The 16,113-nt window shown below is 37.8% G+C and carries 13 protein-coding genes; 6 read left to right on the top strand and 7 right to left on the bottom strand.

All coding sequences use genetic code 11. From position 1 onward, the window contains the following. Positions 1-4: 4 nt before the first annotated feature. The 6 genes from pth to ADICYQ_RS27580 all read right to left on the bottom strand — a co-directional run bounded on the left by pth (position 5) and on the right by ADICYQ_RS27580 (position 6,545). Complete coding sequence (pth, locus tag ADICYQ_RS04120; RefSeq protein WP_020890499.1) at positions 5-565, bottom strand: aminoacyl-tRNA hydrolase; 561 nt, start codon at positions 563-565, stop codon at positions 5-7. Positions 566-860: 295 nt separating this feature from the next. After that, positions 861-1,451, bottom strand: coding sequence for a 50S ribosomal protein L25/general stress protein Ctc (locus ADICYQ_RS04115; RefSeq protein WP_020890498.1), 591 nt, complete (start codon positions 1,449-1,451; stop codon positions 861-863). Positions 1,452-1,480: 29 nt separating this feature from the next. Next, positions 1,481-2,407 carry a ribose-phosphate pyrophosphokinase gene (locus tag ADICYQ_RS04110; protein WP_020890497.1) on the bottom strand — a complete coding sequence of 309 codons (927 nt, stop codon included), beginning with the start codon at positions 2,405-2,407 and terminating at the stop codon, positions 1,481-1,483. Positions 2,408-2,542: 135 nt separating this feature from the next. Further along, positions 2,543-5,080, bottom strand: a complete 2,538-nt coding sequence (locus ADICYQ_RS04105; protein ID WP_020890496.1) for a PAS domain-containing hybrid sensor histidine kinase/response regulator — start codon at positions 5,078-5,080, stop codon at positions 2,543-2,545. Then, positions 5,071-5,988: a PAS domain-containing protein gene (locus ADICYQ_RS04100; RefSeq protein ID WP_020890495.1), complete on the bottom strand. Its 918-nt coding sequence runs from the start codon at positions 5,986-5,988 to the stop codon at positions 5,071-5,073. The genes ADICYQ_RS04105 and ADICYQ_RS04100 overlap by 10 nt, the downstream gene beginning before the upstream one ends. Before the next feature lie 71 nt (positions 5,989-6,059). Next, positions 6,060-6,545, bottom strand: coding sequence for a GAF domain-containing protein (locus ADICYQ_RS27580; RefSeq protein ID WP_020890494.1), 486 nt, complete (start codon positions 6,543-6,545; stop codon positions 6,060-6,062). 490 nt (positions 6,546-7,035) lie between these two features. Between ADICYQ_RS27580 and ADICYQ_RS04090 the strand changes: the two genes are divergently transcribed. The 6 genes from ADICYQ_RS04090 to ADICYQ_RS04060 all read left to right on the top strand — a co-directional run bounded on the left by ADICYQ_RS04090 (position 7,036) and on the right by ADICYQ_RS04060 (position 14,559). Beyond that, on the top strand, positions 7,036-7,851 hold the full coding sequence (locus ADICYQ_RS04090; RefSeq protein ID WP_020890493.1) for an endonuclease/exonuclease/phosphatase family protein: 816 nt from the start codon (positions 7,036-7,038) through the stop codon (positions 7,849-7,851). A gap of 247 nt (positions 7,852-8,098) precedes the next feature. Next, positions 8,099-9,055 carry a nitrilase family protein gene (locus ADICYQ_RS04085; protein WP_146948006.1) on the top strand — a complete coding sequence of 319 codons (957 nt, stop codon included), beginning with the start codon at positions 8,099-8,101 and terminating at the stop codon, positions 9,053-9,055. A gap of 2 nt (positions 9,056-9,057) precedes the next feature. Next, positions 9,058-9,480, top strand: coding sequence for an NUDIX domain-containing protein (locus tag ADICYQ_RS04080; RefSeq protein WP_020890491.1), 423 nt, complete (start codon positions 9,058-9,060; stop codon positions 9,478-9,480). Positions 9,481-9,849: 369 nt separating this feature from the next. After that, positions 9,850-11,151 carry an aminotransferase class V-fold PLP-dependent enzyme gene (locus ADICYQ_RS04070; protein ID WP_020890489.1) on the top strand — a complete coding sequence of 434 codons (1,302 nt, stop codon included), beginning with the start codon at positions 9,850-9,852 and terminating at the stop codon, positions 11,149-11,151. Between the two features lie 23 nt (positions 11,152-11,174). Then, positions 11,175-12,596 (top strand): phytoene desaturase family protein, encoded by a 1,422-nt coding sequence (locus ADICYQ_RS04065; protein WP_020890488.1) that lies wholly within the window; start codon positions 11,175-11,177, stop codon positions 12,594-12,596. Between the two features lie 64 nt (positions 12,597-12,660). After that, entirely contained in the window at positions 12,661-14,559 is a 1,899-nt protein-coding gene (locus ADICYQ_RS04060; protein ID WP_161625573.1) for a tetratricopeptide repeat-containing sensor histidine kinase, read from the top strand. A gap of 215 nt (positions 14,560-14,774) precedes the next feature. Here ADICYQ_RS04060 and ADICYQ_RS04055 read toward each other — a convergent pair whose 3' ends face one another. Beyond that, positions 14,775-16,076: an acetyl-CoA hydrolase/transferase family protein gene (locus ADICYQ_RS04055; protein ID WP_020890485.1), complete on the bottom strand. Its 1,302-nt coding sequence runs from the start codon at positions 16,074-16,076 to the stop codon at positions 14,775-14,777. Between the last annotated feature and the right edge of the window lie 37 nt (positions 16,077-16,113).

The raw sequence follows: 16,113 nt of genomic DNA, 5'->3' as shown, positions 1-16,113 counted from the left end.
TTTATTATTTATTGTAAAAATTCATCGTTTTTTCTAGGCCTATGGTGCTAAAGGCCGTGATCATCTCAATGGCCTTGTCCATATAAATTGGTAGGGTATCTATTTCTTCTCTAGACCACCTTCCCAAAACATAATCTATTTGTCTTCCTTTTGGATAGTCATCACCAATACCAAATTTGAGTCTGGCATAATCTTGTCCACCTGTCAGTTCTTCAATGTTTTTCAATCCATTGTGGCCAGCACTTGAGCCTTTGGCTTTCAGTCTTAATTTCCCGAATGGAAGTGCAATATCATCCACTACCACTAAAACATTTTCTTTTGGGATTTTTAATACTTTCATCCAATAGTTGACAGCTTTTCCACTTAGGTTCATGTAAGTTGTCGGCTTTATCAAATGAATCTGACGCCCTTTGTGTTTGAGCAGCGAGGTGAAGGCTAGTCGATCGCTTTCCCAGCTTAGTTTATTTTCATCAGCCAGTCTGTCTAGGATTAGGAAGCCTACATTGTGTCTGGTCAATTCGTATTCAGGGCCAATATTTCCTAACCCTACAACAAGGTATTTCATGTGCTTAGTTTGACTTTTTTTAAGTCGATATACTGTTCTTAATTAGAAGGATGCATTTACACTTCTTCCACAATGGATATCCAATCATGATGATCAAAATATTTCTATCCGAATTCAACCAAAGTTGGTTCCGGTTTAATCTTCTGTTTTCTAAACTTCTTGCGAAAGATTGAAACTTGGTATAAGGAATGCAAAATCTAATTTTAGAATCAACTTATTTTCAGACGAAGATAAAAAAATCCTGTTCCGTGAAAAACAGAACAGGATTAAAATTTTAATTCAATAAAGTTAGAGATTAAATTTCTCCTTCTTCATCTTCACCTTTTTTACCTCTCAATGCTCTTGGAATACCAACAGTAGCGATAGTTACATTAGGACTGTTAAGTAATTCAAATTTCTCAACACTCAAATCACCTACTTTTATTGATTTACCCAATTCAAGATTGGAAATATCAAAAGGAATTTCGTCTGGAAGGTCATTTGCAAGACCTTTTACCAAAAGAGTTCTGGCTTTGATTTCTAATTTACCACCTTTGATAATACCTGGAGAAGAACCGAATGGTCTTACTGGTATTTCCATTTTAATGGCTTTATCATCACTAAATGCCAAGAAATCAGCATGAAGCAATACTTCACTTACTGGGTGAAATTGCGCTTCTCTTAGGATGGTTTTAATAATTGTACCTTCGATATTCAGATCCACCATGTGAACTTCTGGTGTGTAGATCAAATCCCTGAACAAAATAGCAGGAGATGTGAAATGAATTTGTTCTTTAATGCCTGGTCCGTAAACTACACAAGGTACACTTCCTTCGTTACGGATTGCGTCAAGAGATCTTCTGTCGAGATTTGCTCTTTTAAACCCTATAATCTCAATTGATTTCATAATTTATGTTAAGTTAAAATATTAAATTCTTATATAAAAAGGGAACTAATAGACGTATTTCCCGTGACAGCATGTATTGCCTTGGCAAATAAATCTGCTACGGTTAGCACTTTAATTTTAGAGGACGTCTGCATTGTTGGAATGGTATCGGTGATGACCAATTCAGAAAGAACAGAATTCTCAATATTATCATAAGCCTTGCCAGACAATACCCCATGCGTAGCGATTGCCCTAACGGACGATGCTCCTTTGTCCATGATGATTTGCGCTGCCTTGCACATTGTGCCTGCAGTATCTACAAGATCATCAATCATGACTACATCTTTTCCTTCCACATCTCCAATCAACTGCATGGATGCTACCTCGTTGGCTCGTTTTCTGTGCTTGTCACAGACTACCATTTCTACTTCAAAATGCTTGGCATATGATCTCGTTCTTCCAACGCCACCTACATCCGGTGAGGCGAAAATTAGATTTCCTAAATCCAAGCTTTTCAAATAGGGCACAAAGATAGCAGATCCATTCAAATGATCCAAAGGAATATCGAAGAATCCCTGTATTTGGCCAGCGTGGAGGTCACATGTCATTATTCGGTCTGCTCCAGCTGAGGTTATCATATTAGCGATAAGTTTGGCAGCAATGCTAACCCTAGGCCTGTCTTTACGATCCTGCCGCGCATATCCAAAATACGGAATAACAGCACAAACCTTATAAGCACTCGCTCTTTTGGCAGCATCGATCATCAAACATAACTCTAATAAGTTATCCGCTGAAGGATTGGTAGATTGAACCAAAAAGACATTGCAACCTCTAATTGATTCATTGTAACTGGGAGACATTTCGCCATCACTAAATTTAGCTAAGGTTAAGTCTCCAAGTGCCTGACCATAAGATTTGGCAATACTTTGCGCCAATAGTGGAGTATTAGAACCTGAGAAAATTTTGGTCTCGGGCATGATATTATTTTTTTAGGTGGTTTTTGTTCAAAGGAATAACAAATGTAATAAAAAATTGACGGTTACCTTTTCTAGTCAAAAATAAACAAAGGTATTTTTCCTTTTCTAGTCCACATAGAGAGTTATAGTAGCATTCTAGAGCATTATTGAATCAACGTTTTCTATTAAATAATCCATTTCATCCTGAATCTTGTGGCCAGTTTTAAATAAGAATTCCTCTTGGTCTTCCTGTTTTTCTATTTGATCCGTAAGCTGCAATAGCACAAAAAAGCCTGTTGTACCAGCTGAACTTTTAAGTTTTTTACTGACTTCTAATAGTAATGGTATATTCTTATTTGTGATGGCATCATCTAATTTGGCTTTATTCTCCAATAAATTTATATGGGCAATTTTCAAAAGCTCAATCCCTATTTCCTTGTCTCCGTCGAATAAATTTAATAGGTGGATTTTATCAAAATGTTTCGTAATGAAATTAGTTTTTGTTGCTTTAGGTGTTTGCCCATTGGATTCGGATTCATTTGGCATTAAGAGCTTTATGATTCTTTCAGTTAATTTGCCCTGAACCAGAGGTTTACTAATGTAATCGTTCATTCCAGACTCTAGACATCTTTCTTTTTCGCCTTTAACAGTACCGGCAGTTAAAGCAATAATAGGTATATCCCTACCATGATCGATTGTTCTAATTGCTTTAGCGGTTTCATATCCGTTCATTATGGGCATTTGAATGTCCATAAGAATAAGGTCTGGCTGATTCCTTATAACATGCTCATAGGCCATAAGCCCATTTTCTGCCTCAATAATGTTTATCGTTGGACTTATTTTCGATAAAATTATTTTGGAAAGCTTCATGTTTACCGGATTGTCCTCAGCTATAAGGATATTGAAATTCCGGGTGGTGAGAAAATCTAAATTCTTTTCAGATTTATCCTGAATGTTGAAAGTTTCGTTGAATTCTGAATTTTTGAGCCTACTGAATAACTGAGCCATCTGATGATTTTTAATGGGCTTAATTAATCTATGGTGGACATTAAGTGCAGAAAGCTTGTCCTTTTCCAAGTCATTGTCATTTGAGCTAGAAAGTAAAACGATTGGTACTTCTGCAATGGATTCGTTTTTTAAGGAACGTATTTTCTCAATTGTTTCGACCCCGGTTAAAAAAGGCATACGAAGATCCATTAGTATTAAATCTACTGGCCATTCATTTTCTAAAACCTTAAGCCCTTCTAATCCATTGCTCGCTTCCAGGCATGTGATGTTTCTGATTTCCAGGATCTCTCTAACCAAATACCTGTTCGTCTGATTGTCGTCAACTACCAAAACTTTTTTGAGCCCATAGTTATTGGTAGCGTTTTCCATTTCACCTTTCTCACACAAAAGGTCAATGTCAAAGTAAAATAGACTTCCTTTATTTTGTTCGCTTTTTAACTCCAGCTTGGTTCCCATCAAACCCAGCAACTTGTTGGAAATGGTGAGTCCAAGTCCTGTACCACCAAATTGCCTTGTAGTACTTGCATCCTCCTGAGAAAATGCATCAAAAATCTTAAGCTGATTTTCTTGTGAGATGCCTATTCCCGTATCCTTGACTGAAAAACGGAATTTCATTGGTCGATTATTTCGAATTCCTTTATCCAAAACTTCAACTTTCAACTCCACTTCTCCTTTAGGAGTGAACTTTATGGCATTTGTTAATAAATTCACTAGAATCTGCCTTAATCTGACATCGTCCCCAATTACAAATCGAGGCAAACGAGGGGAAAGATTCAATATTAGTTCCAAGCCCTTGGAGTGGGCCTGGTAATTGGTGATGTCGGCAACCTGGGTGCCTAATTCAAAAATATCAACTTTATCAATGGACAATTCCATTTTTCCAGCCTCAATTTTGGAGAAGTCCAGAATGTCATTTATCAAATCTAACAATGAATGAGCCGAATGGTAAACCGTCTTCATGTATTGAAGCTGCGTTTCAGACATCGGCGTTTTCATTAATAAATCAGAAAACCCTATAACACCGTTTAGAGGGGTTCTGATTTCATGACTCATATTGGCTAGAAAATCTGACTTAGCTTTATTGGCATTTTCTGCACTTTCCTTGGCTTCATTGAGCTGAGAGTCAAATTCCTTTCTGGCACTTATGTCCTGATAGGTGCCATACATTAGTATGGGTTTGCCATTGGCATCCCAAGAAAAAACCCTGCCGACCTCAAATACCCAAACCCAATGACCCGTCTTGTGTTTTACTCGGAGTTCACATTGGTAAACATCGGTTTTCTTATCGAAGTGATTTTCTAATGCTTTTTCTTTTTTGATTACGTCATCAGGATGGCATAATCCATTCCAATCTTTTTGAAAAAGGATGGTTTCATCATCTTTTTCATAACCAATAATTTCCCAAAACCTTTGATTAACTAAAATCTGGTCCGTTTCCATATTCCATTCCCAAGTCCCCGTATTGGTACTTGTGATGATGGCATTAAGTCTTTTACCATTTTCTAATAACGCCAGTTCTGCTCTTTTTCTTTCACTTATATCATTGGTGATACCAACCATGCCTATGACTTCGCCGGTTTCTGTTTTTAAAGGCAATTTAGAAATTAGGCAGAATTTCTTGATTCCATTCCGTTGTTCAAGAACGACTTCTTTATTGATGATAGATTTACCATCTTTTATAACCAATTCATCCTCGATTTTGGATTCTTGAGCCGTTTTCTTGTTAAATAATTCCTCGTCTTTTTTCCTAAAACTTCATTTTCATCCGCCAGCCCTATGTATTCTAGTTCCTTTTGATTGATAAGCGTCTTTTCAAACTTGGTGTTTTTTGTATAAATGTTTATCGGGATATTGTCGATAATTGTCCTAAGGAGCGATCGCTCTTCATTTATTGAGATTGAAGCGGCTTCAAGTTCTTCATGGGCTTTTAGGGATTCAGAGATATCTATTCCATTACATAGTACGAAAGGCTGCCCATATAAAGGTTCAAATAATACATTGTTTATTTGAAACGTAATCACCTTTCCTGACTTAGAGGTAAGCCTGGTAATCCCATTGAATGCTTTATCGGATTTGATTTTTTTCTCGTAATTAATATATCGCTCCTTATTTGCCGCTAAGTCAGACATATTCATGTCAAATAACTCTTCGGTAGTGTATTCTAAAATCTTGGTACCAGAGGGATTAATGTGTAATATTTTTCCTTTAAGGTCATGTTTCACCATTAAACCCTGCGTATTATCGAAGAAATCCTTGTATTCTTTTACCCTGTCTAGTGCTTTTATTTCATCGTTTTTCTGTAGGCTGATATTGTTCACTATGCAAAGGACTTCATTGTCCGTTAAATGCATTTTCTCAAAGCTAACCTGATACCATTCTATCTTACCATCAATTTCAAGGTTGTATTCTTTCTGCTGCTTTTGTTGGGTCTCTACAGCATTTCTAAATAATTTCTCGAACAATTCAACCAGATCAGGACGGAAGCCTACCTCACTTATTTTCTTGTTAAGAAATACATGAGGAGGGAATTTCAGACGGTCTTCGTTGGCAGTAAAATAATCCCTAAAAACCAAATCTTTGTCAATTAGAAACACAACGTCTCCTATGTTTTTAAGGACATCACCTATTTTTTGATTAAAAGAATCAAGCTTGTGGTGTTTTAAGCCTAAATCAATTTGTTTTTTACCTCAACTGATAAAACTTTTAATACTTTTCTTTGAATAGCCTCCAGTTTATGAGGCTTATAATCCATGACACACAAAGCGCCAAGCGGAATGCCATCATTGGAAAGAATCGGAAAACCTGCGTAGAATGCAATAGGCTTACCCTCTAACTCAATCGGACTGTTTAAATTGCTGGAATCATTAGAGATATCAGGTATTTCTAAAACACCTGCTCTGGTTATGAAATGGAAGTTTTCAGATTGTTTTCTAGTCACTTCGCTTATTGTCAAACCTACTTTAGATTTGAACCAAACCCTGTCCTGATCTAGTATGGTTAGCAATGCTATTGGTGTTTGACAAGTCTCAGCAACTAATTCTGCTAAATCGTCAAAAGATATATCAGATAAGACGTTCAATAATTGAACAGCATTTATTGCTCTCGACCAATTAGGGTCCTTTTCTGGATCTTTGTAAATAGAAGTGCTCATTACGGGGTAATTACCATCAATTAAAGGGTGATTTTAAAGAAAATTACAAGTATTTCCTAAGAAATACGCTCTAATTTTCAGGGTGTTGGCGTGGAAAAATCCATCATATTATTCGATAATCAAAATTAATCATTCATATGACATTTTTGATTATGTAAAAGCTAGAATTTTGAAAATAAAAGAAATCGTTGATATCGAGAGAGAAATTACCCTCGTTGATTATATGTTGTTATTCACACTAACAAAATGAAAAGTAACACTAAAGTAATACTTTATTTAGATCGTGAATAAAAATTTACCTACCACTTTTTTTACAGTTTTAAAGATTTTAAGTATTAAAAACCAAGGGTGTGGGATTAATTTGAAAACATAAGCTTACTTGACTATTTAACATTGTCAATGGTAAATATTGGATTTTTATAAGTACTTAAAATGTTAATAAATGATATCTTTGGGAAACCATATACTTTATCCAATTTAGCACAATTTCATGAAAATATTCCTTAAAAGATCATTTCCGCCTATTTCCCCACTTTTTCTAGTTGCGATTTTCTTTGCTTTGTTTTTTGCTGTTCAGGCGCAGGCACAAAAAGCTAGAAGTTTAAAGGTTATGGCCTACAATATTCATCATGCCAATCCCCCATCAAAACCTGATTTTATTGATATTGAGGCAATTGCTAAGGTAATACTGGACGCTGATCCAGACCTGGTCGCCTTGCAGGAGGTGGACGTGAATACCAAACGTTCAGGAGTTGATCTCAATCAGGCAAAGGAGTTGGCGATGCTTACGGGAATGAATTATTATTTTGAGCCCTCCATACCCTATCAGGGGGGTGGTTACGGCAATGCTATACTTTCTAAATTCCCCATTGAAAAAAAGGCTTTTTATCCTTTATCAGCAGAAGAAGGGACAGAGCCCAGAGCTGTTTTGACCATTCAAGTTACCTTACCTGGCAAGAGAAAGGTGAAGTTTGCTTCTACTCACCTTGATTTTAGTGTAAGTTCAAATACCACTCAACAGGCTAAAGATGTGATTGAATATTACAAAAAGGAAAAATTGCCTGTAATTATAGCTGGGGACTTCAATGCTATAGCCGACTCGGATGCTATAAAGACAATGGACAGTGGCTTTGAACGTACCTGCACTGGAAGCTGTCCTCCAACCATTCCAGTAATCAACCCTAAAAGAGCGATAGATTTTATTTATTTCAAATCAAAACAACCGTTTAAAGTAAAGCATCATGAAGTGATCTCAGAAACATATGCCTCAGATCATTTACCTGTTTTTGCTATATTAACGTATTAGATAGCCGTTATTTAGGAAGATAATTCCATTGGCATAGGCCAAAATGGTATAATAGTATTACTTTACTCTGGAATAGAATAGGGTAGTTTGGAAAGGTAGTATAGGTCCTTTACGGTGGTTCTTATTTTAGGTCTATTGACTATTAAGTACTTTATTTTATCCTGTAATTAGGGCCATCTCTAATGTGTAAAGTGATTGTAGGCGATCTGTTCAACCGAAAAAATGAAATTAATAAAAATGTGAGTTTATTATGGATTTGAAAATAGCTTCAGCTCAATTTGAAAATAAAAGTGGAGACAAGGTTTTTAACCTTAGCATGATAGATGAATTAAGCAAAAAAGCAGCAGAAGATGGTGCGGATATTATCGCTTTTCATGAGTGCTCCATTACGGGCTATTCCTTTGCGCGCAACCTGGATAAGGAGCAAATGTTGGCATTGTCCGAATTGGTTCCTGAAGGGCCAAGCGTTCAACGACTCATTCAGATAGCTAAAAAGAACAATATTACAATACTGGCAGGACTGTTTGAGAAGGATAAAGAAGACCAGATTTTTAAATCTTACGTCTGTGTAGATGCAGATGGGCTTCAGGCCAATTACCATAAATTGCATCCATTTATAAATCCAAATATCAAACCAGGTTCAGGCTATTGTGTTTTTGACTACAAAGGCTGGAAATGTGGGATTTTGATTTGTTATGACAATAATATTGTAGAGAATGTAAGGGCAACATGTCTTTTGGGAGCTGAAATAATTTTTATGCCTCATGTTACCATGTGCACACCTTCCACAAGGCCTGGTGCTGGGTTTGTAGCTCCTGAGCTTTGGCTCAACAGAAAGAAAGACCCAACTTCATTAAGGTTGGAATTTGATGGGTTAAAAGGAAGGCAATGGCTTATGAAATGGCTTCCTGCTCGAGCTTATGACAATGGTATTTATGTGGTTTTCTCCAACCCGATTGGAATGGACGATGACCAGTTGAAAAATGGCTGTTCAATGATCATAGACCCTTTCGGAGACATCATTGCTGAATGTAGGAAACTCGACAACGATTTAGCTATTGCTGATTTGTCAAGAGAGAAGCTTAAACTGGCTGGGGGCTACCGCTATAGGAATGCAAGAAGACCAGCCATTTATAGGGATATTCTAGGGCAGGAACATGATGGCACCCAAAAGGTGGCCTGGCTGGACAATCAAGACAAATAAATATGGAAAACCAGGTTCCGGAATGTTTTTATAGAGTGAGTGTAAAAGCGTTAATTCGCAATGAAGAAAACCGTTTTTTATTGGTTAGGGAAGACAATGGTTTTTGGGAGTTACCAGGAGGAGGGTTGGATTTCGGGGAGTTTCCTTTGGAGGGCCTGAAGAGAGAGATTTGGGAGGAAATGAAATTGAAAACCAGCTATATTTCCACTCAACCCGCTTATTTTTTTACGGTGAAAAACCACAATAATGTTTTTATCGCAAATGCGATGTATGAAACCCGTTTAGCGCATTTTGATTTTGTTCCTACAAACGAATGTAAAGAAATTCGGTTTTTTTCACCTGATGAAGTATTTGCAGAAAAGAGCGTTTACCCAAATGTATTCGCTTTTGCTGAATTGTTTCAAAAAGAACCATTAATCAATTGATCTGACTTCCAAATGATGGATTATTTCATGTTTATTGACATTTGCGATATAAATAGAAAAACACATAAGTCGATTTAATTCCTGCTGAAACCACTTTGTAGGCAGTATCTATTTTTACCTAAGGGAGGCTTTATACACTGTTTAAAGTTCTAATTGCTCTGATTTTCTTTTGATTATATCATTTTTCAGGAAATGGAAGGTAAAGCTAAGGTCAATCTTATTTCAGGATATAGGATTAACCTGGTTTGAGCAAATCCCTTCATTTTTGGATTAATTATAGTATTTTGCACTCCTGAATTGCCCAGAAGCCTATTTACTTTATTCAGTATGCCCCGGAGGATAACTCTTTCCGGTATTAAAAAGAAAAACATGAGAAATAGTCCCAACAGAAGAAATTTTTTCAAAAAATCGATTGTACTTGCCGGCGCATTTTCATCAGGAAGTTTGTTTAACGAACTTCATGCTAAAGACTTTGAAGAAAAAGCCAATATTTATAAAGATTTAAGCCCTACTGAAATTGCAAGTAATGAGGATTATTGGTCCTTTATCCAACAGGCTTATCCAGCAAGTTCTTCACCACTATTGAACCTTAATAATGGAGGCGTTTCCCCTAGTCCTCAATTGGTGCTCGATGCGGTAGACCGATACAGTAAAATGTCCAATTTGGCACCATCCTATTATATGTGGAGAATTTTGGACCAAGGCAGGGAGCCTTTAAGAGAGAAACTGGCGCAATTGGGTGGCTGCGATCCTGAGGAGATAGCAATTAATAGAAATGCAACGGAAGCCCTTAATACGGTTATTCATGGTTTAGACCTGAATAAAGGGGATGAAGTAATCGGAAGTATTCAGGATTATCCAAACATGATGAATGCCTGGAAACAGCGTGCCTTGAGAGAGGGAATAGTGTACAATCAATTGTCTTTCGATTTTCCAATAGAGGATGAAGATTTTATTGTAGACATGTACAGGAAAGCGATTTCGCCAAAAACCAAAATAATTCATGTTACCCATGTAATCAACTGGGTTGGACAAATTATGCCGGTTAAAAAAATCTGCCAGATGGCACATGAAAGAGGGATTGAAGTAATCGTAGATGGAGCACATTCTTTTGGCTTGCTGGATTTTGATATTCCAGATTTAGGGGCGGATTACTTTGGTACTAGTCTTCATAAATACCTTTCGGCACCTATAGGAACAGGTATGATGTGGGTGAAAAAAGAACATATTTCTAAAGTTTGGCCTTTATTCTGTGACCAGGATCCAACAAGAGGGGACATTAGGAAGTTTGAAACGCTAGGTACCAGGAGTTTTCCAATAGAGCAGGGAATTGGTGAAGCCGTTAATTTTCACAATGCAATAGGGAGAAAGCGCAAAGAAGAGCGGGCCAGGTATTTGAAAAACTATTGGGCAGAGAAGGCAAATGAAATCCCGGGTGTAAACATTCATACTTCTTTAAAAGCTGCTTTCAGTTGTGTAATAGCAGGGGTATCCATAGACGGAATGACGCCAAGAGTGCTTGAAAGTACCCTTTTAAAAACGTATAAGATTCATACTTCTCCTGTCAGTTATGAAAACATAGATTGTGTACGTGTTTCCCCTCATGTCTATACTAAACCAGCTGAATTGGACAGGTTAGTGAAAGCACTTGGTGAATTGGCATCAAAATAAAGCCCTAAAAATAATTTAAATTAATGGTGGAAAAATCTTATGACGCAATAGTCGTTGGTTCAGGCCCAAACGGCTTGGCTGCGGCTATTGTGTTGCTTCATGAAGGGTTGAAAGTACTGCTGATAGAAGGCAAGGATCAGGTTGGAGGAGGAATGCGTACCAATGAAGTAACGCTGCCAGGGTTTCACCATGATATTTGTTCTGCTATTCACCCTTTGGTTTTATCCACACCTTTTTTCAAATCACTTCCTCTTGCTGATTTTGGGTTGACCTATATGCATCCGGAGGTGCTGGCCGCTCATCCGCTTTTGGAGAATGATTCAGTAGCCCTTTATTCCTCTTTGGAGGAAACAGCAGATTCGTTGGGGGTTGATGGTAACCGCTACAAAAAACTTATCGGGCCCCTGGTTTCCAATTGGGAAGATTTGACGGATGATTTTCTTGGCCCTCTTAAAATGCCCAAAAGTCCAGTGAAATTGGCTGCTTTTGGTATTAATGCCTTACAACCGGCTAGCTGGTTGGCCAAATCATTTAAGACTCCCCAGGGCAAGGCATTGTTGGGAGGGATGGCGGCACATAGCATACAACCTTTGAGCAATTGGGCTACTTCTGCTATTGGGATGGTATTAATGGCTTCAGGTCATGTCGCAGGCTGGCCTGTCGCAAAAGGTGGTTCCCAATCCCTGGCCAATGCACTTCTTGGGTATTTTGTGGCCAATGGCGGTGCATTTAAATCAGGCTGGATGGTTAACGATATTAATGAGTTACCCCAAGCTAAAGCAATATTGTTTGATGTCAGCCCCAGGAATTTGCTAAAAATAGCAGGTAATAAGTTTTCTAAATTGTATAAATGGCAACTGGGTAGGTACAAGTATGGAGTGGGTGTATTTAAGGTTGATTTAGCCCTTTCTGGCCCGGTACCCTGGCTTTCAGGAAAAGCAAGAAAAGCTGGAACGGTTCATCTTGGCGGGAGCTTTGAGGAAATAAAAAAAGCTGAAAGTCTCATTTGGAAAGGCGAATACCCTGATAATCCCTATGTATTAGTGGCCCAACAATCCATTGTGGATCCAACTCGTGCCCCGGAAGGTAAACACACTTTGTGGGCATACTGTCATGTACCTGCGGGAAGCAATATCGATATCACAGCCACCATCGTCGAACAGATAGAAAAGTATGCGCCAGGATTTAAAGATTTGATATTGGCTTCAACTTCTATGAGTGCGCAAGATTTTGAAGCCTATAATCCAAATTATATCGGTGGGGATATCAATGCCGGGGTTCAGGACCTTACTCAAATATTTACACGTCCTGCGTTGAGGGCATCTCCTTACAGGACTTCTGCAAAAGGTGTTTACATCTGTTCTTCTTCAACACCACCTGGTGGAGGAGTGCATGGGATGTGTGGAGTCTATGCTGGGAAGCAGGCAATTAAGGATTTATTTTAATTGTTTTTTTAGCGATTTGTTTATCTTTAAGAGATTAAACTTTTTAATTTTTGAATCAGGTTTTGTGAAAAGTTCCTTAAGCAGTTGTAAAGTCATGCTTTATTTAAAAATAGTATTTTTTTTTGCTATTGGTCTTTTGCCAGTTCAGGAGCTATTGGGGGCAGATTTAAAAACCATTGACTCCTTATTGCATGAATCGATGTCGGTTCAATATGATCAAAAGGAGATTGCAATCGCCCATGTTAAAATGGCAAGGGAGTTGGCTAAGGACCTTGATGATCCCAAATTAATGGCTCGTATTAATAACCAGGAAGGGACTGTTCACTATATATCAGGTGATTATGAACTCGCGCTTAGAGACTTTTTGGAAGCGTATGAATACGCAATCAAAGTTAACTCCATCCCTGAGAAAGAATATGCGATGAATGGGAGAGCACTCGTTTTGATGGTGGAAAGGGAGTTTGTTGTGGCCAAAGATTTATTTGAAGCGTGTATACTAATAAATGCCACAACAAACGACAGTGTGAAGCTGGCGAAAAACCACTTTAATTTGGGCATTCTCCACAATGAACAAGGAGACCTTGATCAATCAATGGTACAGCTAAATACAGCGCTTAATTTTTTGACAAATTACCCAAAGCAGGGTTTAAATTTAATGGTCAATAATCGAATGGCCAAGGTTTATTATGAATTGGGGGATTATGAGAATGCCCTGTCCAAGTATAATAACGTTTTGCAAGATAGTCTCTCACTTACCAATTGGGAAAAGACCTTTGCGCTGACTGGCTTGGCGCAATTGAAGTTTGAAACAGGTCACACCGAAGAAGCATTGGCGCTCGGAAAGGAAGCTTATAGTACGGCTAAGTTTCACGGAGCAAATTGGGATTTGCAAAAAATCACCGAGCTCCTAAGTGTTATTTACAAAGAAGAGAAGCTATTCGATAAGGCACACTATTATTTGGAACTAAGTCAATCCTACAGGGACAGTCTTTATGATAAAGAAAAAAGCAGACAAATTGCAAGGCTCCAGTTGAAATTAACTCAAGTAGAAAATGAAAAATTAAGAGCGGAGAGCGATAAGGACCAAACAACAATAAAACAGAACAACAGACTCTTTATTTTTCTTACGCTTCTTATATTGTTCCTTGGGTTTACCATTTACTTTTACCGCAAAAATATAAAATTGAAGGAACAGTTTAATGGTTCCTTGAAGAAGAAGAATAGGGCGATTGAGAAACAAAAAAGCCTCATTGATCAACAAAACAAAAATTTAATCGAAATAAACGCTGTAAAGACGAAGCTTTTAAGTGTTATATCCCATGATCTGAGATCTCCCATTACCTCAATAAAGCAACTTTTAGAAATGAGAGGTAAAGGGTATTTTACCAAAGAAGATGAAAACGAAGCTTATGACCACCTGACAACACAGATTCAAAATGCTGAGACGATGCTAAATGATCTTTTGGAATGGGCAAACAGGCAGATGGATGGATTGGAATCGAATCCATCTGAAGTTGCTCTTTCAGATGTGGTTACTGAGGTGTTGTTGGGGTACAATTTTCAAACTAAAACAAAGTTTATAAATACGGAACATAGCGAAAATCAAAGCCTCCAGATAGAAATAGATCGGGTTCAGTTAAAAATTATTCTTCAAAATTTAATAGGGAATGCCATAAAATTCACCCCTGAATATGGTACTATAAAAGTATACTACGAAGCGAATGAGAGATTTGTGATTTGCCATATTGAAGACTCAGGTGTCGGGGTCGATGAGAACTATCACGATTTGATCAATAGCGGGGATTACGCAAGAATCCCGTCCATGGCAGGTACAGCCAATGAGAAAGGGACTGGTTTAGGTATACTGCTTGTGAAGCAATTTCTTGATCTAAATGGTGGGAAGTTGAAAATGGAAAGTGAGCCCGGACTTGGGACTCACTTTATTTTATACTTTAAGCGGTAGTGAAATGGTTATCAAGCCACATGGGGATTTAAAGTGAATTAAATTTTTGAAAGGGTTTGAAGGAGAATTCTCATGACCTTAAAAAGCCATTGGCCCTTTTCTCCGTTATGAATCTGCTTCAAGATTAGAAAAACATTAATGATTCTATTTTGAGAAATAGGGACTATACCCATGTTTTCTGGTTGTTTTGAATCCTCTTTTCAAATGGCTTTGGTTTATCCCAAAGGATAAATAAAATTGCCAAATCTTTCAAAAATAGCTCGATCCAATTCTTCTTGATGCTCGGGAGCAGCAATCTTCTTCAATTCATGTGCCCTTTGGCAGAGGTTTTTACCATAAAGGTAAGCAACACCATATTCTGTAACCACGTAATGAACATGCGCTCTAGTAGTGACCACACCTGCACCTTGTTTTAAGAAAGGGACAATTTTAGATTGTCCTTTATTGGTAGTGGCACGCAAGGCCATAATAGGTTTACCATCATCAGATAGTGCTGCTCCTCTGATGAAATCCATTTGTCCACCAACGCCAGAATATTGATAACTCCCGATAGAATCTGCGCAAACTTGTCCCGTTAGATCAATTTCTACGCAGGAATTGATTGAGATAACTTTCGGGTTTCTTCTTATTACTGCAGTATCATTTACATAAGCTGCTTCGTGAAAAGAAAATGCAGGATTGTCATGTATACAATCATAGAGTTTTTTGGTGCCTATTACAAAAGAGGTGACAATTTTTCCGGGATGTTTGACTTTGTATTTATTTGTAATTACCCCGGTTTCATATAAGTCAATTACTCCATCAGAGAACATTTCTGTATGGATACCAAGGTCCTTATGATTCGTGAGTGATTTTAATACCGCATCTGGAATCCCTCCGATTCCCAATTGCAATGTGGAACGGTCATCAATCATTTCTGCAATGTATTTCCCGATCATAAAATCCGCCTCATGGAGTTTAGAGGAGTAGTTTACCTCTGGTAGTGGTTCATCCACGAGGATTGCAGCATCTATCTTACTAACATGGATTTGCCCATCCCCCATAGTTCTTGGCATCTGTTTGTTGATTTGGGCTATTACCATACGAGAGGTGTCCACTGCAGGTCTGGCTACATCCACTGAAGTACCCAAGGAGCAATAGCCATGTTGGTCCGGCGGAGAGACATGGACGAAAGCCACATCTATTGGCAATATGTTTTTTCTAAATAGCCTACCTATTTCACTAAGAAAAACAGGCACATAACCACCTTGATCACTGTTGATAGCACTTCGGATGTTTTCAGAAACGAATAAGGAGTTTAGGTAAAAGCTGCCATGGCATGATTTATCTGCTAAAGGCATTTCACCTAGAGTAGTGATAGAGACAACCTCTACATTTTTCAACTCATGCTTCCTTTTTGCCAATGCATACAATAATGCGGTAGGGGTGGCCGCACTTCCGTGAATAAAGATTCTTTGATTGCTTTTAACAAACTTTACGGCATCATCAGCATTAACAATGTTTATGTGGTTTTTCATAGGTATTAAATCGTTTTAAAAAATCATTTCTAGAATT

This window comes from Cyclobacterium qasimii M12-11B (genome assembly GCF_000427295.1).
Classification (GTDB): domain Bacteria; phylum Bacteroidota; class Bacteroidia; order Cytophagales; family Cyclobacteriaceae; genus Cyclobacterium; species Cyclobacterium qasimii.
This window is presented reverse-complemented; position numbering and strand designations above follow the sequence as displayed.